Source organism: Stenotrophomonas sp. YJH_SMC_106-19 (assembly GCF_059368375.1).
The window spans coordinates 552389-574842 of the sequence record NZ_JCAFRQ010000002.1 but is presented as its reverse complement, the minus strand read 5'-3'; the positions used below and the strand labels follow the sequence as shown (position 1 = coordinate 574842).

The window sequence follows — 22454 nt, the reverse complement described above, 5'->3', positions numbered from 1 at the left end:
GCTCGGGCCGGGCACTGCCCATGGGATTGCCCGGACGGAGGCACTATCATGTGCGTACTGCAAGGAGGACCCGATGAGCGTGGCACCCCGACAGACAAGCGCCCTGGCCGTGGTCAGCCTGGTCATGGGCATTGCCGCCTGGACTGTCCTGCCCTTCGTGGCCAGCATCGTCGCCATCGTCACCGGCCACATGGCCCGCGCCGAGATCCGCCGCCGCCCGCATGAACTCGAAGGCGATGGCCTGGCCGTCACCGGGCTGGTGCTGGGCTGGGTGATGGTGGCAGCCGCCCTGGCGGCAGTCCTGGCCTTCATCCTCTTCTTCGGTGGCCTGGCTTGGCTCGCCGCACTGTCGAACTGAACGCCATGACCTCCTCCGACAGCACCGAACGCTTCAGCAGCCGCGTCGCCGATTATGTCCGTTATCGGCCTGACTACCCGCCGGCGTTGATGGAATGGCTGCATGGACCGATGGGCGTGGACCACGATGCACGGGTGGCCGACATCGGCGCCGGTACCGGCATTTCCAGCCGTCTGTTCCTCGACACCGGCCATCCTGTGGTCGCGGTCGAACCCAACGCCGCCATGCGCGCCGCCGCCGAAGGCTGGCTGGCTGCATATCCGTTGTTCCAGGCCGTCGATGGGCGTGCCGAGGCCACCGGCCTGGCAGAGCACAGCGTCGATCTGGTCAGTGCCGCGCAGGCCTTCCACTGGTTCGACACCGACGCCGTCCGTGTTGAATGGCAGCGCATCCTGCGCCCCGGCGGACTGGCGCTGATCTACTGGAACTCACGCCTGCTCGATGCCAGCCCGTTCCTGGTTGGCTATGAGCAGCTGCTGCTCGATTACGGCACGGACTATTCCGCCGTGGCCGAACGCTACCAGGATGACGCCACGATGCAGGCATGGTTTGGCGCCGGGTTGCGCGGCCAGGTGGAACTGCCGAACGTGCAGCACCTGGATCTGGACGCCCTGCGCGGCCGCCTGCTGTCGTCCTCCTATGCGCCACAGCCCGGGCATCCGCGCCATGCGCCGATGCTGGCGGCACTGCAGGATCTGTTCGCGGCCCACGCGGTCAACGGTCAGGTCGCCTTTGAATATCGAACCCGAGCCTTCCTCGGCACGCTGGACTGAACCGACGCATGTATTCGCTTGCCCGCCCCTTCCTGTTCTCGCTCGACGCCGAGCGCGCCCACGGCCTCGGCCTGTCCGCATTGGACGTGGCCTATCGCACCGGCACCACGCCGCTGCTGGCCGCACGCATCGCGCCGCTGCCGAGCACCGTGTTCGGGCTGACATTCCCCAATCCGGTCGGCCTGGCGGCCGGCCTGGACAAGAATGGCGAGCACATCGATGCGCTGTTCGCGCTGGGTTTCGGCTTCGTCGAGATCGGCACGATCACGCCGCGGCCACAGGCGGGCAACCCGACGCCGCGGCTGTTCCGGCTGCCGGCGCACAACGCCATCATCAATCGCATGGGCTTCAACAACGCAGGCGTGGATGCACTGGTGCGCAATGTCGAGCGCGCGCGCAACCGTCGCGGCCTGCTCGGCATCAACATCGGCAAGAACAAGGACACCCCCAACGAGCAGGCCGTCGACGACTATGTGGCCTGCCTCGACAAGGTGTACCCGCTGGCTGACTACATCACCGTCAACATCTCCTCGCCCAACACCGCCGGCCTGCGCGAGCTGCAGGAGGAAACCGCACTGCGCCAGCTGGTCAGCCAGCTGCGTGATCGCCAGGAAGACCTGGCCGCGCGGCACGGCCGGCGCGTACCGATGCTGGTGAAGGTGGCGCCTGACCTCAGCGAGCGCGACATCGACGCTGCTGCGCGCGTGCTCGGCGAGCTGCAGGTGGACGGCGTGATCGCGACCAACACCACGATCGACCACAGCAAGGTGGCCGGCGATCCGCTGGCGAACGAAGCCGGCGGTCTGTCCGGTGCCCCGGTCCTGGAACAGTCCACCCTGGTCCTGCGGCGGCTGCGCTCGCGCCTGCCCGAGTCGGTGCCGCTGGTCGGTGTCGGCGGCATCCTGTCCGGCGCCGACGCAGTGGCCAAGATGGCGGCGGGCGCCTCGCTGGTGCAGTGCTACAGCGGCCTGATCTTCCGCGGGCCGGCGCTGGTATCGGAATGCGTGGAGGCGATCCGCCGCCGCCGCGAAGCGCCCAGCCGTGGCGCGGTGGCGCCGCTGTGAGCGCCCCCATGGATGGACTCGACACCGCCGCGCCGCTGCGCTGGACACTGACCCGGAACGCGCCGCTGCAGGCGCTGAACACCTTCCACGTGCGTGCCAATGCCGCGCAGCTGCTGGAGCTGCATGACGCATCGCTGTTGCCGGACGTGCTGGCGCTGCCGGAGGTTTCCGGCGGACCGCTGCTGGTGCTGGGCAGCGGCAGCAATGTGCTGATCGCCGACGATGTGCCTGGCACCGTGCTGGTGTTCGGCAACCGCGACATCAGTTTCCTGGAGCATCGCGCCGATCATGCGGTCATCCGCGCCGGTGCCGGCGTGCCCTGGCACGGCCTGGTGATGTGGTCGCTGCAGGAAGGCCTGTCCGGGCTGGAGAACCTGGCCCTGATTCCAGGCACGGCCGGTGCAGCGCCGATCCAGAACATCGGCGCCTATGGCGCACAGGTCGGCGAGTTCATCCAGGCAGTGGAAGCCTGGGACTGCCACGAGCAGGCCTGGGTGCGGCTGGACAACGAACAGTGTGGCTTCGCCTACCGCGACAGCGTGTTCAAGCAGCAGGCAGACCGCTACCTGATCACCGCCATCGAGCTGAAGCTGCCCTTGCTGCACGACCTGCGCATGGACTATGCCGGCATCCGCGAAGAACTGCAGGCGCAGGGCGTGGAGCTGCCCAGTGCCGTGGACGTGGCCAACGCAGTCATCGCGATCCGCCGCCGCAAGCTGCCCGATCCGGAGGTGCTGGGCAATGCCGGCAGTTTCTTCAAGAATCCGGTCCTGCCCCTGGAGCAGGTCGACGTGCTGCTGCAGCATTTCCCGGACCTGCCGGTGTTCCCGGCCGATCGTGAGGACCGGCGCAAGGTCTCCGCAGCGTGGATGATCGAGGCCTGCGGCTGGAAGGGCTTCCGTGAGGGCGATGCAGGCGTTGCTGCCAGCCATGCGCTGGTCCTGGTCAACCATGGCAACGCCACCGGGGCCGAGCTGCTTGCGCTGGCGCGGCGCATTTCCGCGTCGGTGCTGGAGAAATTCGGCGTACCGATCGAACCGGAGCCCCGCCTGCTCGGCGCACAGTGGTGAACACCCCCGCCCTTTCCACCGGCGCCACCCCGATGCGGGCGGCGCTGCTGATGCTCGGCAGCACCCTGGCGTTCGGCATGATGGCGGTGGCGATCCGTTACGCCACCCGTTACGTACCGACCCAGGAGGTCGCCTTCTTCCGCAACGCGTTCGGCCTGCTGGCACTGCTGCCGATGCTGCTGCGGCCGGGCCATGCGCCGCTGAAGACCCAGCAGCTGCCACGCTATTTCGTGCGTAGCGCGATCGGCCTGGGTTCGATGCTGTGCGCGTTCTGGGCGTTGGGCCATCTCCCACTGGCGCAGGCGGTATCGCTCTCGTACTCCACACCGTTGTTCGTCACCATCGCCGCCGTGCTGTGGTTGGGCGAAACCGTGCGTGTGCGCCGCTGGGCCGCAGTGGTGGTCGGTTTCATCGGTGTGCTGGTGATCGTGCGGCCGGGCACCACCGGCTTCACCGCTGGCAGCCTGGTCGCCGTCGCCGCTGCGGTGCTGAGTTCACTGGTGGCCATCCAGATCAAGCAGCTCACCCGCGTGGACAGCGCCGATACCGTAGTGCTCTATACCTACGTCTTCTGGGTGCCGCTTTCGCTGGTTCCGGCAGTGTTTGTCTGGGTCTGGCCCAGTGGCGTGGCCTGGCTGTGGCTGCTGGTCACCGGCGTGATGGGCACGGTCGGCCAGCTGCTGTGGACGCGCGCGCTGCGCCTGGGAGAAGTGTCGGCGCTGACGCCGATCAGCTTCCTGCAGCTGCCGCTGGTGACCCTGTGCGGGTGGCTGCTGTTCAACGAGACCGTGGACCGCTGGACCATCGTCGGTGCGGGCATCATTCTGGCCGCCAACGCTTACATCGCCCACCGCGAGGCCGTGCTGTCGCGGCGGGCGGCGACGGCGGCGGCGTCAGCGGCGGCCAAGCCCGCCGAATGATCCACCGTCAACGCTGCAGCGGCGACGCATCCAGCGCGCGATACGCGCGTTCGGCTGCGTCGAACACATTGCCCGGCGCGAACTGTTCGCCCAGGTAGTGCAGCGACTGACGGCGCAGCTGCGGCGAGCGCTCCAGCGCGTCGCCCCCCAGCAGCACCTGTTCGAACTCGATCAGGTCCTGCAGGATCCGCCAATGCCGGTACCAGGCGATCCAGCGTGGGTCCCCCAGGTCCGGGCCATACCCTTCCACGAAACCGAGCGGACGTTCGCGCCCCCAGCGTCCACCCACCGCCGCGCCGGGGAACATCAGATCCCGCTCGCGCGGCGCCAGGGACAGGCCATCCCAATCAATCAGGTGCAGGTTGCCCTCGTTACCCATCAGCAGGTTTCCCGCATGCAGGTCGGTATGGCACAACCGCAGCGGCGGCCGTTCGTCGCGCAGTTCATCGTGCAGTTCCGACGCGCGGCGGTGGACCTCGGCAATGCGTTCGCGGCGCAGCTCCCAGACGGCCAGGAACGCGCTGCCCAACCGATCCTGCGCGACCGGCAAGGCATCGCCCGGCTGCAGCCAGCGCCCAACGGTGGTCAACGCATCCGCTTCAAGGCGCAGGGTCGGCAGCGCGCGTTGCAGCGATTCGGGCACCTCAGCGTCATGCAGCCGGCGCAGCACGTTGCCCAGGCGCAGCCACTGCGCATGGCTGAGCGGCGCCTCGAAACCGGACTGGCCCTCGATGTAGGGAAACAGCGTGAACTGCAGGCCCCAGCGCTGGACCGACGCGCCGCCGGTCAACGCCGGCCAGGGCGCCACGATCTCCTCGATGCCCAGGGTGCCCCGCAGCCAATGCAGCGTGTCCCAGACCGCCGGTTGCACCTGGTAGGTGCGGCATTTCAACCACCACTGACCGCGTCGCGCGTCGATGCGGTAAACGCTGGCATTGGCGTCTGCGCCAACCGGGCGAGGCACCACGGCGGCGGTGGTGATGCCATAGGACTGTTGCAGGACTTCGCCGATATGGCGCGCCGAAGCGGATGACATGGAAGCAATCGTGCATTGATACCCGACGTCACTATCGCAGATGGCGCATCGACGGCACAGACATGTCCGTCACAGCACTGTGCTTGCGAGCCGGGCGAGCCATGCCGACGCGGTTGCCACGGCGTCAGCGCGCGTAGTGGCCCAGGAACATGGCGACCGCCGATGCCGCCACCCGCGCGCGCTCGTCGGCCCCCAGCGGCGCCTGCCCCATCGTTACCTGCGGCCAGAAGGCGAAACTCTTCACCAGTCCATGCAGCTGATGGGCGGCGAATTCGGGATCGACCGCACGCAGCCGGCCATCGGCGATCGCTGCACGGATCCAGGCGCTTTCCCCACTCTCCTTCTCGCCCATGCGACAGACGATTGCCTGCGCACGTTCGGGTGAATGGATGATCTCCGCCATGGCAACGCGGGCCAGGTCGATGAAATTGGCATCACCCAGCAGTTCCAGCTTCTGCTCCAGCAACGCGAGCAGCTGCGGCTCCAGTGGCTGCTCCGCACGGTAGGGCAGCTCGACGCCGGCCATGCTGCGTTCCCAGAGTTCCTCCAGAATCAGCGAGAACAATTCTTCCTTGCTGGGGAAGTGGTTGTAGACCGTGCGTTTGGATACACCGGCCGCTGCCGCGATCCGGTCCATGCTGGTGGCTTCATAGCCGGCCGTGCGGAATTCCTCCACCGCCGCGCGCACGATGGCCTCGCGTTTGCGGTCGGTCAGGCGCTGCGGCGGACGGGACATGGCGACACCAGATAACTGAACGGATACCCCATTTTACACCGATGAGTATACTTTTCCGCAGCAGGAAACTACACTGTGCAGTGTACCCTGCGGACGTCACCCATGAAGCGCCTGCTCCTTGTCCTCCTGCTTGGAATCCTCGCCGTGACCGCCTACACCTTCTGCAAGTCCTGGTCCCTCCCCGACTTCCCCGACTCCCCGCAATACCGCGAGGGCAAGTTCCACAACGTACTGCCGCGGCCGGCGATGGGCCTGCGCAACGGGCTGGAGATCTGGTGGACCTTCCTGTTCAACAAGCCGAAGGGGACCGTACCCGCGGGCGCCATACCGGTGCAGGCGCTGGATCGTGCCGCGCTGGAAGCCGCGCCGGATCGCAGCCTGTTCCGGCTGGGGCACTCGACGATCCTGCTGAAGCTGCGCGGCCAGTACTGGTTGACCGACCCGGTCTTCTCCGAACGGGCGTCACCGGTGCAGTGGATGGGCCCTGCGCGCTTCCACGCCCCGCCGATCAGCATCGAACAGCTGCCGCCGATCGCCGGCGTGATCCTCTCGCACAACCATTACGACCACCTGGATCACGCTGCGGTGATGCAGCTGGCGGGCAAGACCGCGCGCTTCATCGCGCCGCTGGGTGTGGGTGATCAGTTGATCGCCTGGGGCGTGGACGCGGACAAGGTCGAACAGCTGGACTGGTGGCAATCGGCCGAAGCCGATGGCCTGCGCCTGACCGCCACACCCGGCCAGCACTTCTCCGGCCGCGGCCTGGGCGACAGCGACCGCAGCCTGTGGGCCTCGTGGGTCATCCAGGACGGCGACTTCCGCATCTTCTTCAGTGGTGACACCGGCTACTTCGATGGCTTCAAGGCCATCGGCGAGAAGTACGGCCCGTTCGATCTGACCATGATCGAAACCGGCGCATACGATCCGCGCTGGGCATTCGTGCACATGCAGCCGGAGCAGACGCTGCAGGCCCACCTGGACCTGCGCGGCAAGTGGCTGCTGCCGATCCACAACGGCACCTTTGACCTGGCCCTGCATGACTGGCAACAGCCCTTCGAGCGCATCACCGCGCTGGCAGCCGCGCACGATGTGCCGATCGCCACGCCGATGATGGGCGAGGCGCTGGACATGCAGGCGCCGCAGGCAGGCACGCGCTGGTGGGAACAGGTGGCGCTGCGCTGAGCTTGCCTGGGCGCTGCTGTCACGGGGCGCCGGTTCGTGCAGGCAGTGACGTTGCGGACGATGGCTGTCGCGACGCCTTGCAGGGCGTCGCGCCACGCGTCCGCACTCTCCCCTATTGCAGCGCGTCATGTAAACGATTACACCCCCTGCTAGCGTAGCGCCTGCCCGATCCTGGCCGAACCTCCAAGGCTGTCGACATGACGCTGCGTGCTGATCGCTTCCGCCCCTCCTGGGCATGCCTGCGCTACGTCGCGCGCGCTCTGCTGCCGCTGGCCGTGATGGCCTCCGCCGCGCAGGCGCAGACACTGCCACCGCGCAGCCAGTGGCAGGCCAGCAGCTCATCACAGCAGGTCCCGGCGATGGCCATCGGCCATCTGATCGACAACGACCCGAAGACGGTCACCGGCGGCGCCTTCAGCCCCGGACACTGGTTCCAGATCGATCTGGGCGCACCGGCCCTGCTCGGCGGTGCACGCCTGACCTGGGACGTCTCCAATCCCGAGGGTTACACGCTGCAGACCTCGATGGACGGCCGGCAGTGGCAGACCGCATACACCATGGCCGACTCGCTGGGCGATGTGGAGACGCTGTACTTCGAACCGCGCCAGGCGCGCTATCTGAGGCTGGCCAGTCCCCAGCGCACGTCGGACTGGGGGGTCTCCATCTTCGAGATGGAACCCTTGGACGCCACGCTCAGTGCACGCGTGCACGGACTCGACAGCGCACAGGCAGCCGCGTTGTGGCAAGGCGGTAGCGGCGTCGCCCTCCCTACCGATGGCAAGGGCAGCCATGTGCTTGAAATCACCCTGCCGCGCGCTCAGCCGGGCACCGGCCTGGCGGTGGAGTGGGCGGGCCAGCGTGGCGCCGCACGCCTGCAGGCCCAGGATGCGCAGGGGCGCTGGCAGCCGCTGGCGCAGGACACGCAGGCCGCCAGCCATGCCCAGAGTTGGTTGGCCAGCGATACGGTGCACGATGTGCGTGCCCTGCGGCTCATCGTCGACGGGCCCTCGCCACAGGTCACGCGCCTGCGCCTGCTCGGCCCAAAGGCCGTGATGACGCCGATGAAGCAGTACCAGATCGCCGCCAGCGGCGCGCAGCGTGGCTTGTTCCCGGCGTCGTTGCAGATGCAGCAGACGTACTGGACGGCCGTGGGCGTGCATGCCGGACGGCAGAAGTCGATCTTCGACGAATACGGCAACATCGAGGCATTCAAGGGCGCACCGCTGGTGCAGCCGATCTGGCGCAATGCCGATGGGCGTGCCGCCGGTGCCGCGGAACAGACCGTGCAGCATGCCCTGCGCGACGGCTGGAAGCCGATGCCCTCGGCCGCCTGGTCGCCGCAGCCCGGTCTGGAACTGCGCAGCGAAGCGTTCGCGATCGAACGCGACGGCCAGCCCGTCACCTTCCTCCGGCATCGACTGCGCAATACCGGTACCACGCCGGTCGAGGGTATGCTGAGCCTGGTGGTGCGGCCGATGCAGATGAACCCGCCGTGGCAGAACGGTGGCCTGTCGCCGATCCGCGACGTGGCCATCGACGGCCAGAGCGTGCGCGTCAATGGTCGTACCCTGCTGCACTCGCTGTCGGCGGTCAGCGCCTCCGGCGCGGCACCGTTCGGCCCGAACGGCGAAACCGAGATCACCTCCGCCATCGCGTCGGGCCGGTTGCCCGGCGCACGCCAGGCCACCGATGCGCGTGGGCTGGCGGCGGCGGCGCTGGACTACCGGATCACACTGGCGCCCGGCGCCAGCCAATCCGTGGTCGTCGCCTTCCCGCTGGGTACGGCGGCGGCCGACGCCAAGGGTGTACTTCCGGAGCCACCGGCACTGGACCTCGCGCGCCTGCCAGGCGATGCCGATGCCGGCTTCGAGACGCTGGCCGCCGAAGCCTCCGCGGACTGGCAGGCACGATTGGGCCAGGTCGGCCTGCGCCTGCCCGATCCGTCGCTGGTCGACATGCTGCGTGCCCAGGCCGCGTATATGCTGATCAACCAGACCGGCCCGGCCATGCAACCCGGCCCACGCAACTACAACCGCTCCTTCATCCGCGACGGCATGGCCACCTCGGCGGTACTGCTGCGGATGGGCGAAGCCAAGGTCGCGCGCGACTACCTGGCGTGGTACAGCGAACACGGGGTACATGCCAACGGCCTGGTGTCGCCGATCCTCAATGACGATGGCAGCGTCAACACCGGCTTCGGATCGGACATCGAGTACGACAGCCAGGGGCAGTACGTCGCGTTGGTGGCCGATGTCGCGCGCCTCGACGGTGGCCCCGAGTCCGTGCGTGCATACCTGCCGAAAGTGAAGGCCGCGCTGCGCTTCCTGCAGGAACTGCGTGAGCGCACGCTGGTACCCGGTTACAAGGCCGATCAACCGGCGCCGGAACGCTTTGCCGGCATCCTGGCACCGTCGATCAGCCACGAGGGCTATCCCTCTCCCACCCACAGCTACTGGGACGACTACTGGGGCCTGAAGGGCTGGCATGACGGCGCATGGCTGGCTGAATCACTCGGCGACCACGCCACCGCCACCTGGGCACGCGGGCAGTACAAGGCGCTGTATGACGCACTGCACGCTTCGATCCGCGCGACGATGGCGTGGAAAGGCATCGATTTCATTCCCTCCTCCGCCGATCTTGGCGATGGCGACCCGACCGGCGTCTCCATCGCGCTGGATCCCACCGGTGCGCAGAGCGTGCTGCCGGCTGATGCGCTGCGCACCACCTTTGCCCGCTATCTTGACGACGTCCGCAAGCGCAACCAGCCCGGTGCGCTGTATGCGTACACCCCTTATGAAATCCGCAACGTCCTGAGCTATGTGCATCTGGGCCAGCCCGCAGCGGCCGACGAACTGCTGCAGGGCCTGCTGCGCGACCGTCGCCCGCTGCAATGGCAGGTGCTGGCCGAAGTCGTGCACTCACGGCTGCGTTTTCCGCGCTACCTGGGCGACATGCCGCACACCTGGATCGGTGCCGAATACGGCCGCACCCTGTTCGGGATGCTGATGCGCGAGGACGACGATGCCCTGTCACTGCTGCCGGGCACGCCGCCCTCCTGGCTGGCCGGCGATGGCCTTGCGGTGGAGCGCCTGCCGACGGCGTACGGCACGCTGCGGATGCAGGCACAGCAACGCGACGGTACGCTGACCGTGACGCTCGGCGAAGGGCTGCGCAGCGCCACGGCCGTCAAGGTCTGGTGGCCCACGCGCACGGCACCGAAGCAGGTGCGCGTGGACGGCCGTAGCGTTTCCGACTTCGATGCCGAGGGTGTGCGGTTGGCGAAGCCGTTCAGGACGCTGGAGGCGCGTTGGTAGAGCAGCCGAGCATGGCTCGGCTCTACAGAAGCAGCCTTGATGCCGGGGCATGCCCGGCGTCAGAGATCCGGCAAGCCCGGCGGGTTGGTCTGCGACTGCGGCACGGCTTCCTCGGTCACGTTCCAGCGCGCCAGTGCCTGTGCGTAGGTGCCGCTGCCGATCTGGGTATTGAGCGCCTGGGTCACCGCATCGGCCAGGCCGCTGCCCTTCCGCGTGGTGACCGAGATCGCAGCAGCGTTCGGCCAACCGCCCGGAAACAGGCCAACGCGCCGCACCTTGCCATCGCGCGCGGAGTACGCGCCGGTGGCGTTGGGTTCGAACGACACATCGGCCCGGCCGGTGATCACGGCCAGGCGGCCGACCACCGAATCATCGAAGTACTGGTATTGCACCGGCTCCAGCCCGGCCGCGATGTTCTGTGCATCCCACTGCCGCAGGATCTGGTCCTGGTTGGTGCTGGCACCGACCACCACCTTCAGGCCAGCGACATCGGCCGGCTTCTCGATCTTCTGGATGGGCCCGTCGGTGCGCGTATAGATGCCGAGCAGGTCATAACGGTAGCTGGAGAAGTCGAACTTCTTCTTGCGCTCTTCGGTCACGGTTACGTTGGACAACACTGCGTCGTACTTGCCCGACTCCAGTCCCAGCGGCCAGTCGGCCCAGGCGACCGGCACCACCACCAACTTCAGGCCCAGCGCATCGGCCACCAGCCGTGCGATATCCGGCTCGATGCCGATCACTTCCTTGCTGTCGGCACCATAGTCGGCCAGCGGCAACTGACCGGGATGCGTCGCGACGGTCAACGTGCCCGGCGTCACGAAGCGGAAGTCCGCCGGAACCAGCGCCTGCGCTTTCGGATCCACGGTCCCCCGCAGCGCTGGCGCGCCGGCACCGGCCAGGCTGCTGGTCGCTGCGGGCACGGCCTCCGGTCCCTGCCGTGCACGGGAATAGACGATGCCGGCAATGCCGATGACCAGCACAGCGATGACCAGCAGGGTGCTGCTCGAGGGACGACGGGACGTTGCAGGACTCATGGGGGTCACATCCGGATCAGAGGGTCTTGGCGAGAAAATCGGCGGTGCGCTGCTGGCGCGGGTGTTCAAATATGGCCTCGGGCGTGCCCTGCTCGATCACCCGGCCCTGGTCCATCATCACCACGTGATCGGCAACGCGGCGGGCGAAGCCGAGTTCGTGGGTGACGATCACCAGCGTGGTGCCGGAACGGGCGAGCTCTTCGATCACACTGAGCACTTCGGCCACCAGTTCCGGGTCCAGCGCCGACGTCGGCTCATCGAACAGCAGCACCTTCGGCTGCAGGGCCAGTGCACGGGCGATGGCGATGCGCTGCTGCTGGCCACCTGACAGCTGGCGCGGGAACGCATCGGCCCTGTCCGCCAGGCCGACGCGCTCCAGCAGCACGCGCGCCTGCTGTTCGGCCTGCGTACGCGGCACACCGCGCACCGCCATCGGCGCCTCGATGATGTTCTCCAGCGCGGTCAGGTGCGGGAACAGGTTGAAGCCCTGGAACACCATGCCCACCTCGGCACGACGGCGGCGGATCTCGCGCTCCGGCAGCTCGTACAGGGTGTCGCCGTCACGGCGATAGCCGATCAGCTGGCCACCGACGCTGACGAAGCCGGTGTCGGCGCGCTCCAGGTGGTTGATCAGCCGCAGCAGCGTCGACTTGCCGGCACCGGACGGGCCGATCAGCACCGTTACGCTGCCGCCGCGCAGTTCCAGGGTGATGTCCTCCAGTACCGGCTGCCCGTCGAACGCCTTGCCGACACCGTGCAGCGATATCGGCGCTCCCTGTCCGGCCTCGGCCGCGCTCGCGATGCGCGGCCGCACCGCAACCGGCGATGCCGCACGCGGCGCGGGCGAGGATACCCGCGACACGCTGCGCTCACGCTGCAGCTGGCCACGCGCGAAGCGCTGCTCCACGCGCCGCTGCAGCAGCGACAGCACGGTCAGGATCACCAGGTACCAGACCGTGGCCACCATCAGCAGTGGCACCACCTCCAGGTTGCGGCGGTAGATCACCTGCACGGTGTAGAACAGCTCCGGCAACGCCAGCACGTAGACCACCGACGTGCTCTTGGCCAGGCCGATCACATCGTTGAAGGCGGCCGGCAGGATCGAGCGCATCGCCTGCGGCAGGATGATGCGCCGCACCTGGCGGCCGCGCGGCAGGCCCAGCGCGGCCGCTGCTTCATACTGGCCGTGATCGACCGAGAGGATGCCACCGCGGATCACCTCGGCCGAGAACGCCGCCTGGTTCAGTGTCAGGCCCAGCACCGCAGCCGTGAACACACCGATCAGCTGGGTGGTGGGATACGAGAACAGGCTGATGCCGGTGAACGGAATGCCCAGTTCGATCGTGCTGTACAGATAGCCCAGATTGTTCAGCAGCAGCAACAGCACCAGCAGTGGAATCGAACGGAACAACCAGACGTAGCCCCACGATACCGCCGACAGCAACGGCGAGCCGGATACCCGTGCCAGCGCCAGCAGCGTGCCCAGCGCGAAGCCCAGGCCGGTGCCGAGCGCGGTCAGCAACAGCGTGCGACCCAGCCCTTCCAGCACCGGGCGGGCGAAGAACCACTCGGCGAAGGTGCCCCAGCCCCAACGTGGATTGCCGAGTACCGACTGCAGCCCGATCAGGATCAACGCCAGCGCCAGGACCGTGCCGAACGCCTGCAGCGGATGCCGCGCCGGCACGATCTTCAATGCCGGTGCCGGACGCACGGCCAGACCCTCGATCGCGGTGGACGGCGTACTCATGCTTGGACTCCCTGCACGGCGGCAGTGCTTGATGCCGGCGGACGCGCCGGTGCCCGCAGCTGCTTCTCGAACGGCAGATGGGCGATCGATTCCGGGTCGGCAGACAGATCGAACAGTGCGGTGTAGCCATGGCTCAGGTACAGGCCGACCGCCTCAGGCTGACGGAAGCCGGTGGTCAGGTACACGCGGCGATAGCCCTGGCGTGCGGCCTGGTCTTCAAGCTCCTGCAGTACCCGCCGGGCGATGCCCTGGCGGCGCAGGCCAGGCAGTGTCCAGATGCGCTTGAACTCGGCCGTATCCGGGTCGCGGTGAGGCATGAACGCGCCGCCGGAAATGGCCACGCCCTCACGCAGCAGCAGCACGAACGCTCCCACCGGCGCAGCGAATGCCTGCGCCGGGTAGCGTTGCAGCTCCTCGCGCGCACTGCCACCGATGCGTCGCCGCACATCGGCGTAACGACTGTCGTACTCCTGTTCGAGACCATCGAACAGCGGCCGCGCCAGTGGATCGTCCACCGATGTGTAGAGGAAGCGCTCCTCGAATGGTGCCGTACTCATGCTGCGTCCTCCACCAGATAGTGTTCGGCCAGCCGCGCCCAGAGGCTGGCGGCAGGGGCGATGGCCGCATCGTTGAACACGTAGCGCGGGCTGTGCAGCGGCGCACTGTCACCGTTGCCGACGAACACGAAGCTTCCGGGCCGGGCCTGCAGCAGGAAGGCGAAGTCCTCGCTGGCGGTGCGCGGCGCGAAGGCATCCAGCACCTGCCCTGCGCCGAATCCCTGCAGCGCCACCTCACGGATATAGGCGGTCTGCTGCGGATGGTTGATCACGCTCGGGAAGCCACGCGGGAACTCGATCTCGGCGCGCGCCCCGAACGCGGCGGCGGTCTGCTCGGCAAGCTCGGTCACGCGACGGCGCAGCGTGTCGCGAACGTCGGGCAGATAGGCGCGTACGGTCAGGGTCAGCTCCACCACATCGGGAATCACGTTGGCCGCCTGCCCACCGTGGATCGAACCGACCGTCACCACGCCCATCTGCCGCGGGTCCACATTGCGCGACACCACACTCTGCAGTGCGGTGACGATGTGCGCGGCGGCGAGGATGGGATCCACGCTTCCCTGTGGTTCCGCACCATGCCCGCCCTTGCCGATCACCCTCAACCGTGCCCAGTCCACCGATGCCATCGCCGGTCCGTCGACGAAGCCGAAGTGCCCCACCGGCACACCCGGCCAGTTGTGCAGTCCGTAGATCGCATCCACCGGAAAGCGCTCGAACAGACCGTCGGCGAGCATCCTTGACGCACCGGAGCCGGTTTCTTCCGCCGGCTGGAACACCAGTTGCAGGGTGCCATCGATGCGCCCGTGCCGGGCCAGGTAATGCGCCGCCGACAGCAGGATCGCAGTGTGGCCATCATGACCGCAGGCGTGCATCCGTCCTTCGTTCTGGCTGGCATAGGGCAGCCCGGACGCCTCTTGGATCGGCAGCGCATCGATGTCGGCGCGAAGCCCGAGCCTTCGGCTGCCCTGACCCCGCTGCAGCGTTCCGACCACACCGGTTCCACCGACGCCCGTGGTCACCGTATAGCCCCACTGCTGCAGGAGTTCGGCTACGCATGCGCTGGTGCGATGCTCCTCGAAGGCGAGCTCCGGGTGTCGATGCAGGTCGTGGCGGATGGCGATGGCCTCATCGGCGCGTGCGGCTATTTCAGGCAGCACGCCCGTCGGCCCGGTGGGCGCCACAGTCAACGATGCCCGGCGCAGTACGTTCATCGCCTCACCCCACCTTCCGCGCCGGTTCGGCGGCCGTCGAATGACGGCTGGCCTTGTAGGGCAGGCCCAGGTGGTCGCGCAGCGTCTTCCCTTCCAGCTCGCGCTGGTGATACCCGCGCGCCTGCAGGATCGGCAGTACCAGGGTCACGAAATCGTCCAGCCCCTCGCGCTGCGCCGCAAACCCGAGAATGAAGCCATCGCTGGCGCCCGCCTCGAACCAGCGGATCAACTCGTCGGCCACGTGCTCGGGTGTACCGATGAAGTTGGGCCGCGGGCTCACCGCCTGCAACGCGACCTGGCGCAGGCTCAAGCCCTGCTCGCGGGCGTCCTGCTTGATGCGATCGGTGGTGGAGCGGAACGAATTGCTGCCGATCTCGCCCAGCTCGGGGAACGGCGCGTCGGGATCGTACTGGGTGAAATCGTGATGGTCGAAGAAGCGCCCGAGGTAGGCCAGCGCATCGTCCAGGCCTGCGAGTGCGGCAATCGCCTGGTACTTGGCTTCGGCCTCCTCGGCGGTGTGGCCGACAATCGGCCCGATGCCCGGAAAGATCTTCACGTCATTGCCGCTGCGCCCGTGGGCGATGGCCGAATTCTTCACCTTCTGGGTGAAGGCACGGGTTTCTTCCAGCGAGGGCGAGTGGGTGAATACCGCATCGGCATACTTGCCGGCCAGCGCGATGCCGTCGTCGGACGAGCCCGCCTGGAAGATCACCGGCTGGCCCTGCGCCGAGCGCTGGATGTTCAGTGGGCCTTCGACCTGGAAGAAGCGGCCCTTGTGGTCGAGGCGGCGGAACTTGTCGGCGGCGAAGAAGGTGCCCTGTTCGCGGTCGCGGATGAAGGCATCGTCGTCCCATGAATCCCACAGGCCCTGCACCACCTCCAGGTATTCGTCGGCGATCTGGTAGCGCAGCGCATGTTCCGGATGCGGGCGGCCGTAATTGCGGCCCGATCCTTCCAGCGGCGAGGTCACCACGTTCCAGCCGGCGCGCCCACCGCTGATCAGGTCCAGCGAGGCGAACTGCCGGGCCACGGTGAACGGATCGCTGTAGGAGGTGGACAGCGTGCCGGCCAGGCCGATCTTCTTCGTCGCCGTGGCCAGCGCGGACAACAGCGAGATCGGCTCGAAGCGGTTGAGGAAGTGCGGGATCGATTTCTCGTTGATGTACAGCCCATCGGCAACGAAGCCGAACGCGATGCCGTTGTCTTCGGCCGTGCGCGCGATGTCGATGTAGAAGTCCAGGTTCACGCTGGCATCGGCCGGGTTGGACGGATGCTTCCACGCATGCATGTGGCTGCCCGGTCCCTGCAGCATGATGCCGAACGGGATGGGGCGCGGTGTCTTGCTCATGGGTATCGCTCCTGCAGGTCAGGCCACCGCCGCGCGTGGCGCGGGCGACAGCAGTTCAAGGGATGCCAGGCGTGCGTCGAGGTCGGCCACCGGCGCATCGAGGATGAATTCGCCCACGCCGAAGCGGCGGTGCAGTGCGTCCAGTTCCCCGCGCACCTGCTGCGCGTCGCCCGACAGCACGCTGGGCCGCGTCTCTTCGATACGGAAGTCGGTCACGCCCACCTGGCGGGCATACTCGGCCGCGGCGTCCGGGCTGGGCAGGTTCACCGTCTGCCCCGGGCCGAGGTGCAGCTTGTAGACACGCAATGCGCCGACATGGCGCGCCGCCGCCTCGCTGGTGGGCGCCGCGAAAGCGACGGTGGCCAGCAACGGCGGCTGCGTGGATACGGCGCGATAGGCCTCGAACGCCGCTTCGATGTGCTTCGGGTCGCCGTCGAAATGGGCGGCATAGACGAAGCGCCAGCCCAGCTCCGCCGCCTGCCGTGCGCTCTGCGGGCTGGCGCCCAGCAGGAAACGCTCGGCCGCCACCTGCGGCACCGGCCGCGCCTGCGCATTGGCATGCGCATGATCTTCGGCCAGCGAGCCGGACAGGAATCCTTCCAGATCGCGCAGCTGCTGATCGAAATCGGCGAAGGCCGGCCGCCCCGCGGCCAGCGCTGCGGTGGACGCCGGCAGGCCACCGGGTGCCTTGCCCACCCCCAGGTCGACGCGTCCGGGCGCCAGCGCCGCCAGCAGGTTGAAGTTCTCGGCCACCTTGTACGGCGCATAGTGGCGCAGCATCACGCCACCGCTGCCGATGCGGATGCGCCGGGTCTGTGCCAGCACCCATGCCGCCAGCACCTCCGGCGCCGGACTGGCCAGGGTCGGTGCGGCGTGATGCTCGGCAAACCAGTAGCGGTGGTAGCCCAGCTGTTCGGCACGCTGGGCCAGCTGCAGGCTGTTGCGCAGCGCCTGCTCGGCGCCTGCGCCTTCGGCCACCGGGCTCTTGTCCAGCACGCTGATGAGGTAGCTCATGTCCGCGTCCTCGCTCAGGGGTGGGCCACAGGAATGCCAAGCAGGCCATTGAGTGCGGCCAGGATCGGCTCGGCACCGGTCACGTACTGCCGGTCCTGGTAGGCACCGTTGGCGTGTTCGCTGCGCACGCCCTGCGGCAGCACCAGCTTCGGCAGCGACTGGTCCTGCTCGCCCACCGCCGCGATCACCTCGCGGCGTGGCCGCGCGAAGCCGATGCGGCGCACGTCCAGCTGTGCATCCAGGCCGTCGATGCTGGACAGCGCGCCTTCCAGCAGCAGGCTGTGCCGGCAGAAGAAGCGCTGGCCCGGCAACTGGCCGTCGACGAACTCGCGATCAAGCAGGAACAGAATGGGTTTGGGGGAGGCAGCTGCAGCCACGGGTTCGTCCTCGTCTGGGCCGGCAATGAAGTGCCGTTTCGCTATCGATGCTAGAGAAGCTGTGCGCCGCGCCCGTACCTGCTGGCGACAATCGCCGGTCGGATCCGGCCACGCAGATGCAGGTTGGCAATAAGCAGACTGCTGGCCGTTATGGGCAGCTCAGGCGATGCGGCGCAGGGGCGCCGGCCCGCTGGCGGCATGCGGCAGCAGATGCCCGGCAGCGCGCTCGGCAGCCAACTGGATGCGCGCCTGCAACGCCGCGCTGTTGATCTGCTCGCCATCGAAATCGGCTGGTGTGGCGTACACGCCGATGGGCAACGTATGCGCCTGCAGGAAGCTGAACAAAGGTCGCAGCTGATGGTCGATCACCAGCGCATGCCGCTCGCTGCCCCCGGTGGCCGCCAGCAGCACAGGGGTGTCCACCAGCGCCTCGAGGTCGATGAAGTCCACCAGGTGCTTGAACAACCCCGGGTACGAGCCACGATGGACCGGTGCGGCCACCACCAGCAGCTCGGCATCCTCGAGGGTGGCCAGCGCCTGTTCCACCGCGGGCTCGGCCTCGCTGCGCGACAGCGTCTGCCCCAGCGCGCGTGCAATCGGCGCCAGCTCCACCAGTGTCACGCTGGCATGCAGGCGCTGCTGCAGCGCCTCCAGCAGGTGCCGTACCAGCAACAGCGTGCGCGAATTCACCGATGCCGTTGGCGAACCGATCAACGCAACAATCTTCAACCCAGATGACATGCCACTCTCCTCGGTAACGCCGGACGCTGGCCGGCGACGCCATGCCTGAACCTCAGAACCGGTAATTGACCCGCCCGTACCAGAACGCGCCGATCCTGCTGAGCACGTCACCGCTGTCCCAGGTGGTCTCGATGCTGGCCACGTCGGTGGCGCTGCGCGCGTACTCCGGCACCTTGCGGGTGCGCTTGTCGAACACGTTGTTGATGCCCAGCGCCGCACTCCAGCCCGCGCCCAGCTCCACACCGCCGGACAGGTTCGTCACCAGCACCGGTGGCTGCCTGTACTCCACGCCGTTGTTGAGGCGCTTGATCGACCCGTAGTAGGTAACGTCCACATTCGAGCGCCAGCGTCCGTTCTGCCAGCCCAGTCCGGCCACCTGGGTGTAGCTGGGCGTACGGAAGCGCAACGCGTACTCGCCGGACTTCGTCAGCAGGTTGATGTTGGGCAGCCCCTGCAGCGCCGCAGGAATGGCGCTGACGCTGCGGATCGTGGTGCGTCCGACGTTGGCGGCATAGCTCCAGCGCAGCTTGCCCCACGATGTGTCCTGGTTCGCCTCCAGCGTCAGCTCCACGCCGCGCGTGCGGGTGTCGCCCACGTTGGTGAAGTAGCTGGCATAGAACGCGTCGCCCGGCAGGATGCTGATGCCGGCCGAACCCAGCAGCGCATCGATCGTGTTCTTCTGCGCGGAGGTCAATACGGTGCCGCTGTTGTCGGTGATGCGCGCCGGATCCTGCGCGTTGTAGCCGATCTGGCTGGACTGGCCGAGCTGGCCGCGGATGTCGATCTGGTAGGCATCCACGGCCAGGTGGAAGGCCGGGCTCGGGTCCCAGGTCACGCCGATGCTGTAGTTGGTGGCCTTCTCCGGTTTCAGCGGGGTGGCACCCAGTGCCACCGCAGCGGGCGAGGACACCTGCGCCACCAGCGTCGTACCGCACGGGCAGCTGCCCGTGGCCTGGTAGAACTGCGCGCCCAGGCTTGGCGCGTGGAAGCCGTTGCTGACCGTCGCACGCACGCCCAGTGCGTCGGTGATGTCGAAGCGGCTGGTCAAGCGTCCGGTCGAGACGCTGCCGAAGTCCGAATGGTCTTCCCAGCGCGCGGCCGCATCCAGGTACCAGCGCGAGGTGACGTTGGTCGCCGCCCCCACGTACACCGCCTTGCTGTTGCGCGTGGCCTTCACCGCGTCGGCGGTGGAGTAGCCGACAAACGCAGCGGCACCGAATCCGGTGTACGACTCCCACTGCCCTGCCCCGCGCTCGTAGCGCTCGTGCTGGTACTCGGCACCGGCACTCACTTCCAGGGGTGAGGCAAAGGCCGCCACCTCAAAGCCCCGGCGCAGGTCCAGGTTGGCAATGCCCTGCTGGTAATCCAGCTTGCCGTCATAGAAGTCGGTGGGCGAGCCCGGGTACGGCAGCGAGTAGTTCACCGAGTTGCGGGTATAGGTGCGCACCGTGCTGCGGTTGCCGGTCAGGCTGGCGTCGTAGTCCCAGCCGGCCAGCTGCCCCTTCACGCCGGCGGTGCCGGTGTACTGCTTCTCCTTGGTCTCCAGCACCGGCAGGAAGCCGTCGGGAAACACGCTCAGCACCCCCGGTGTCCGGTACGTGGTGAAGATCGTGGCCGGCAGGCGGAAGTTCTGGATCGCCTGCGCGGTGCGGTCACTGGCAGTGGCGTTGGCGTAGAACTGCGCGCTCTCACCCAGGCCATGGCCCACGTTCACCGCAAACGCCTTCAGCGCATACGACGGTGAGCTGAGGATGGTGTTGGCTTCGGCATCGCGCGTGGCCTCGGCAGGGTCCGGCGTCGCACCGGCCGGCAGGCGGTTGTTCGGCCGCAGCGCGACCCGGTTGCCATTGGCATCGATCGCCGGATAGCTCAGATAGCCATCGATGTAGCGTCGCGTCCGGATCGCGTGGTGCTGGCGCGTGGTCTCGCCCGAGAGGTTGATGAAGCCGTCCTCGCCCCAGGGCAGGCCGACGTTGGCGCGCACGCTGGTACGCGTACCGTCGCCATCGATGCTCTGCCCGCTCTCCACCGACACCTCACCGCCCTGTGCCTGCGATTTCAGGATGACGTTGACCACACCGGTGATCGCGTCCGAGCCGTAGATGGCGGAGGCACCGTCGCGCAGCACTTCCACGTGGTCGATGGCCGACACCGGAATCAGCGCCAGATCCGCCCAGGCGTGGCCAGGAAAGCCACCGCCGTTGGCACCGCTCACATAGGCACTGGCGTTGCGGCGCTTGCCGTTGACCAGCACCAGCGTGTAGCCCGGTGAAAGATTGCGCAGCTGATAGCCGCGGATCAGGCTCTCCTGGTCGCTCTGGTAGCCACCGATCTGGCTCAGCGACGGCAGGCTGCGCTGCAGCGCTTCGAGCAGGTTGGCCTGCCCGGTCGCAGCAAGATCCTCGGCGGAGATCACGTCGATGGGCGTGGAGCTGTTCTTGACCGTGCGCGTGCTGGTGCGCGAGCCGGTCACCACCACTGCGTCCAGGGTGGATGCAGCGACGTTGGCGGCGGCCGCTGTGGTTGCCGGCTGCGCATCGGCGTCTGCCGCATGCACGGGGGCCGCTACCAGGGCGGCGGCGATCAACACAGCAAGAGGACTCAGGACGGGGGCGTAGGCGGCAGGCATGGGGGCTCGTGGGGTGGGCCGGAAACACGCTTCCATTCAAGGGCCTGTTCACCCGCCACGACAGGCGTGATCGCGTCACCCAGCCGTAACATCCGGCCACCCACATGACCGCTGGTAATGACGTTAGGCAGCGCGCTTGCATGGGGTCGGATCCCTTTCGAAGGAAACGGATCCGACCCCAGCCGCCATATATCCCGCAGGCATCACCTCATGACCGCATGCCACGCGGCGGCATGCACCATCACCGGTAGCATCAGGCCATGCCCATCCACGCTGCCGATCCCACCGCGCCGACCGTCGCCATCGTGGCCTGCCACGGCCAGGGCCTGTTCGAGTTCGGTTGTGCGGTGGGCCTGTTCGCACCGGTGCGTCCGGAACTGGGCGTGGCGTGGTACCGCACGCAGCTGTGCGCGGGCGAACCCGGCGCGCTGCGCATGCTCGGCAATACGCAGGTGCAGTTGCCGCATGATCTCAACGCGGTGGACGATGCGGACATCATCGTCATTCCCGGTTGGCGCGAACCCAGTGAACGCCCGCCGCAGGCGTTGCTTGATGCGCTCGTCCGCGCCCACGCGCGCGGCGCCCGCATCGCCTCGATCTGCTCGGGCGCCTTCGTGCTGGCCTGGGCCGGCCTGCTCGATGGCCGCCAGGCCACCACCCACTGGCGGCTCACCGAAACGCTTGCGCAGCAGTTCCCCCGCATCGGCGTGCGCGACGACGTGCTCTACGTCGACGCCGGCAGCATCATCACCTCGGCCGGTTCGGCCACCGGCATGGACATGATGCTGCACATGGTGCGCAAGGATTACGGCGCGCGCGTGGCCAACCTCGTTGCCGAGCGCCTGGTGCTGGCGCCCTGGCGTGATGCCGGGCGCAGCCAGCGCGTCAGCCGCGCCATTCCCAGCGGCGAGCCGACGCGCCTGGCCAAGCTGATGGAATGGATGCGGCGCAATCTGCGCGAACCGCACTCGCTGGGCAGCCTGGCCGAACAGGCCGCGTTGAGCCAACGCACCCTGCAACGGCAGTTCCTCGACGCCACCGGCCTGTCACCCATCGACTGGCTGATCCGCGAGCGGGTGGCTTTCGCCCGCGAGCTGCTGGAAACCACCGACCGCCCGCTGCACTGGGTCGCCGAGCAGGCCGGTTTCGGCTCACAGGAATCATTCCGCCGCCATTTCCGCGGGCTGGTCGATGCCAGCCCCACCGAGTACCGCAGCCTGCATCGGCAGGGCATCGAAGCCGATCGACTGGTCGGCTGCTGAGGGTAGGCCTGCGGCAACGTCCGCCTTTCCACTCCGCCATCGGACCGGCAAGATATCGCCATGTCCCGCAGGCCGATGGAA

Annotated in this window: 19 protein-coding genes; 8 read left to right on the top strand and 11 right to left on the bottom strand. The window is 67.8% G+C overall.

All coding sequences use genetic code 11. The annotated features are described in order from the left end of the window. The first annotated feature begins 73 nt into the window (after positions 1-73). From AC5P5M_RS10235 to AC5P5M_RS10215, 5 genes are read left to right on the top strand one after another with little or no spacing between them, the layout of a single operon-like run. Positions 74-358 (top strand): DUF4190 domain-containing protein, encoded by a 285-nt coding sequence (locus AC5P5M_RS10235; protein ID WP_053517549.1) that lies wholly within the window; start codon positions 74-76, stop codon positions 356-358. Between the two features lie 5 nt (positions 359-363). After that, positions 364-1131, top strand: a complete 768-nt coding sequence (locus AC5P5M_RS10230) for a class I SAM-dependent methyltransferase (protein WP_053517550.1) — start codon at positions 364-366, stop codon at positions 1129-1131. 8 nt (positions 1132-1139) lie between these two features. Further along, positions 1140-2195, top strand: coding sequence for a quinone-dependent dihydroorotate dehydrogenase (locus AC5P5M_RS10225; protein ID WP_065181373.1), 1056 nt, complete (start codon positions 1140-1142; stop codon positions 2193-2195). 8 nt (positions 2196-2203) lie between these two features. After that, positions 2204-3265, top strand: coding sequence for a UDP-N-acetylmuramate dehydrogenase (gene murB / locus AC5P5M_RS10220; protein WP_263178003.1), 1062 nt, complete (start codon positions 2204-2206; stop codon positions 3263-3265). 32 nt (positions 3266-3297) lie between these two features. Continuing rightward, positions 3298-4185: a DMT family transporter gene (locus AC5P5M_RS10215; RefSeq protein ID WP_065175629.1), complete on the top strand. Its 888-nt coding sequence runs from the start codon at positions 3298-3300 to the stop codon at positions 4183-4185. Between the two features lie 7 nt (positions 4186-4192). Here AC5P5M_RS10215 and AC5P5M_RS10210 read toward each other — a convergent pair whose 3' ends face one another. Together AC5P5M_RS10210 and AC5P5M_RS10205 are read right to left on the bottom strand one after the other, a co-directional pair. Further along, positions 4193-5221 carry an aminoglycoside phosphotransferase family protein gene (locus AC5P5M_RS10210; RefSeq protein WP_053517554.1) on the bottom strand — a complete coding sequence of 343 codons (1029 nt, stop codon included), beginning with the start codon at positions 5219-5221 and terminating at the stop codon, positions 4193-4195. A gap of 124 nt (positions 5222-5345) precedes the next feature. Then, positions 5346-5957, bottom strand: a complete 612-nt coding sequence (locus AC5P5M_RS10205; protein WP_065175563.1) for a TetR/AcrR family transcriptional regulator — start codon at positions 5955-5957, stop codon at positions 5346-5348. 102 nt (positions 5958-6059) lie between these two features. Between AC5P5M_RS10205 and AC5P5M_RS10200 the strand changes: the two genes are divergently transcribed. Continuing rightward, positions 6060-7139 (top strand): MBL fold metallo-hydrolase, encoded by a 1080-nt coding sequence (locus AC5P5M_RS10200; protein WP_495205825.1) that lies wholly within the window; start codon positions 6060-6062, stop codon positions 7137-7139. 197 nt (positions 7140-7336) lie between these two features. Beyond that, the gene (locus AC5P5M_RS10195) at positions 7337-10453 is read left to right on the top strand and encodes a galactose-binding domain-containing protein (protein ID WP_495205824.1); all 3117 of its coding nucleotides are present in this window, start codon (positions 7337-7339) and stop codon (positions 10451-10453) included. A 59-nt stretch (positions 10454-10512) separates the two neighbouring features. On the opposite strand, the gene AC5P5M_RS10190 is transcribed toward AC5P5M_RS10195, so the two are convergent. The 9 genes from AC5P5M_RS10190 to AC5P5M_RS10150 form a co-directional block, all read right to left on the bottom strand. Then, entirely contained in the window at positions 10513-11487 is a 975-nt protein-coding gene (locus tag AC5P5M_RS10190; RefSeq protein WP_495205823.1) for an ABC transporter substrate-binding protein, read from the bottom strand. 16 nt (positions 11488-11503) lie between these two features. Next, positions 11504-13234: an amino acid ABC transporter permease/ATP-binding protein gene (locus tag AC5P5M_RS10185; RefSeq protein WP_495205822.1), complete on the bottom strand. Its 1731-nt coding sequence runs from the start codon at positions 13232-13234 to the stop codon at positions 11504-11506. Beyond that, complete coding sequence (locus tag AC5P5M_RS10180) at positions 13231-13791, bottom strand: GNAT family N-acetyltransferase (protein ID WP_495205821.1); 561 nt, start codon at positions 13789-13791, stop codon at positions 13231-13233. The genes AC5P5M_RS10185 and AC5P5M_RS10180 overlap by 4 nt, the downstream gene beginning before the upstream one ends. Further along, the gene (locus AC5P5M_RS10175; protein WP_495205820.1) at positions 13788-15002 is read right to left on the bottom strand and encodes a M20 aminoacylase family protein; all 1215 of its coding nucleotides are present in this window, start codon (positions 15000-15002) and stop codon (positions 13788-13790) included. Before AC5P5M_RS10175 ends, AC5P5M_RS10180 begins: the two co-directional genes overlap by 4 nt. A 4-nt stretch (positions 15003-15006) precedes the next feature. Beyond that, positions 15007-16350 (bottom strand): LLM class flavin-dependent oxidoreductase, encoded by a 1344-nt coding sequence (locus AC5P5M_RS10170; RefSeq protein ID WP_053517562.1) that lies wholly within the window; start codon positions 16348-16350, stop codon positions 15007-15009. A gap of 18 nt (positions 16351-16368) precedes the next feature. Beyond that, positions 16369-17364 (bottom strand): LLM class flavin-dependent oxidoreductase, encoded by a 996-nt coding sequence (locus AC5P5M_RS10165; RefSeq protein WP_053517564.1) that lies wholly within the window; start codon positions 17362-17364, stop codon positions 16369-16371. A gap of 14 nt (positions 17365-17378) precedes the next feature. Then, a complete protein-coding gene (locus tag AC5P5M_RS10160) occupies positions 17379-17741 on the bottom strand; it encodes a DUF3088 family protein (protein WP_053517565.1) in 363 nt (120 codons plus the stop codon). Positions 17742-17900: 159 nt separating this feature from the next. Next, a complete protein-coding gene (gene msuE, locus AC5P5M_RS10155; RefSeq protein WP_053517566.1) occupies positions 17901-18482 on the bottom strand; it encodes an FMN reductase in 582 nt (193 codons plus the stop codon). Positions 18483-18534: 52 nt separating this feature from the next. Next, positions 18535-21111 carry a TonB-dependent receptor plug domain-containing protein gene (locus AC5P5M_RS10150; RefSeq protein WP_495205819.1) on the bottom strand — a complete coding sequence of 859 codons (2577 nt, stop codon included), beginning with the start codon at positions 21109-21111 and terminating at the stop codon, positions 18535-18537. A gap of 260 nt (positions 21112-21371) precedes the next feature. Here AC5P5M_RS10150 and AC5P5M_RS10145 point away from each other — a divergent pair, with 260 nt between their 5' ends. Continuing rightward, positions 21372-22373: a helix-turn-helix domain-containing protein gene (locus AC5P5M_RS10145; RefSeq protein WP_065175558.1), complete on the top strand. Its 1002-nt coding sequence runs from the start codon at positions 21372-21374 to the stop codon at positions 22371-22373. The last annotated feature ends 81 nt before the right edge of the window (positions 22374-22454 follow it).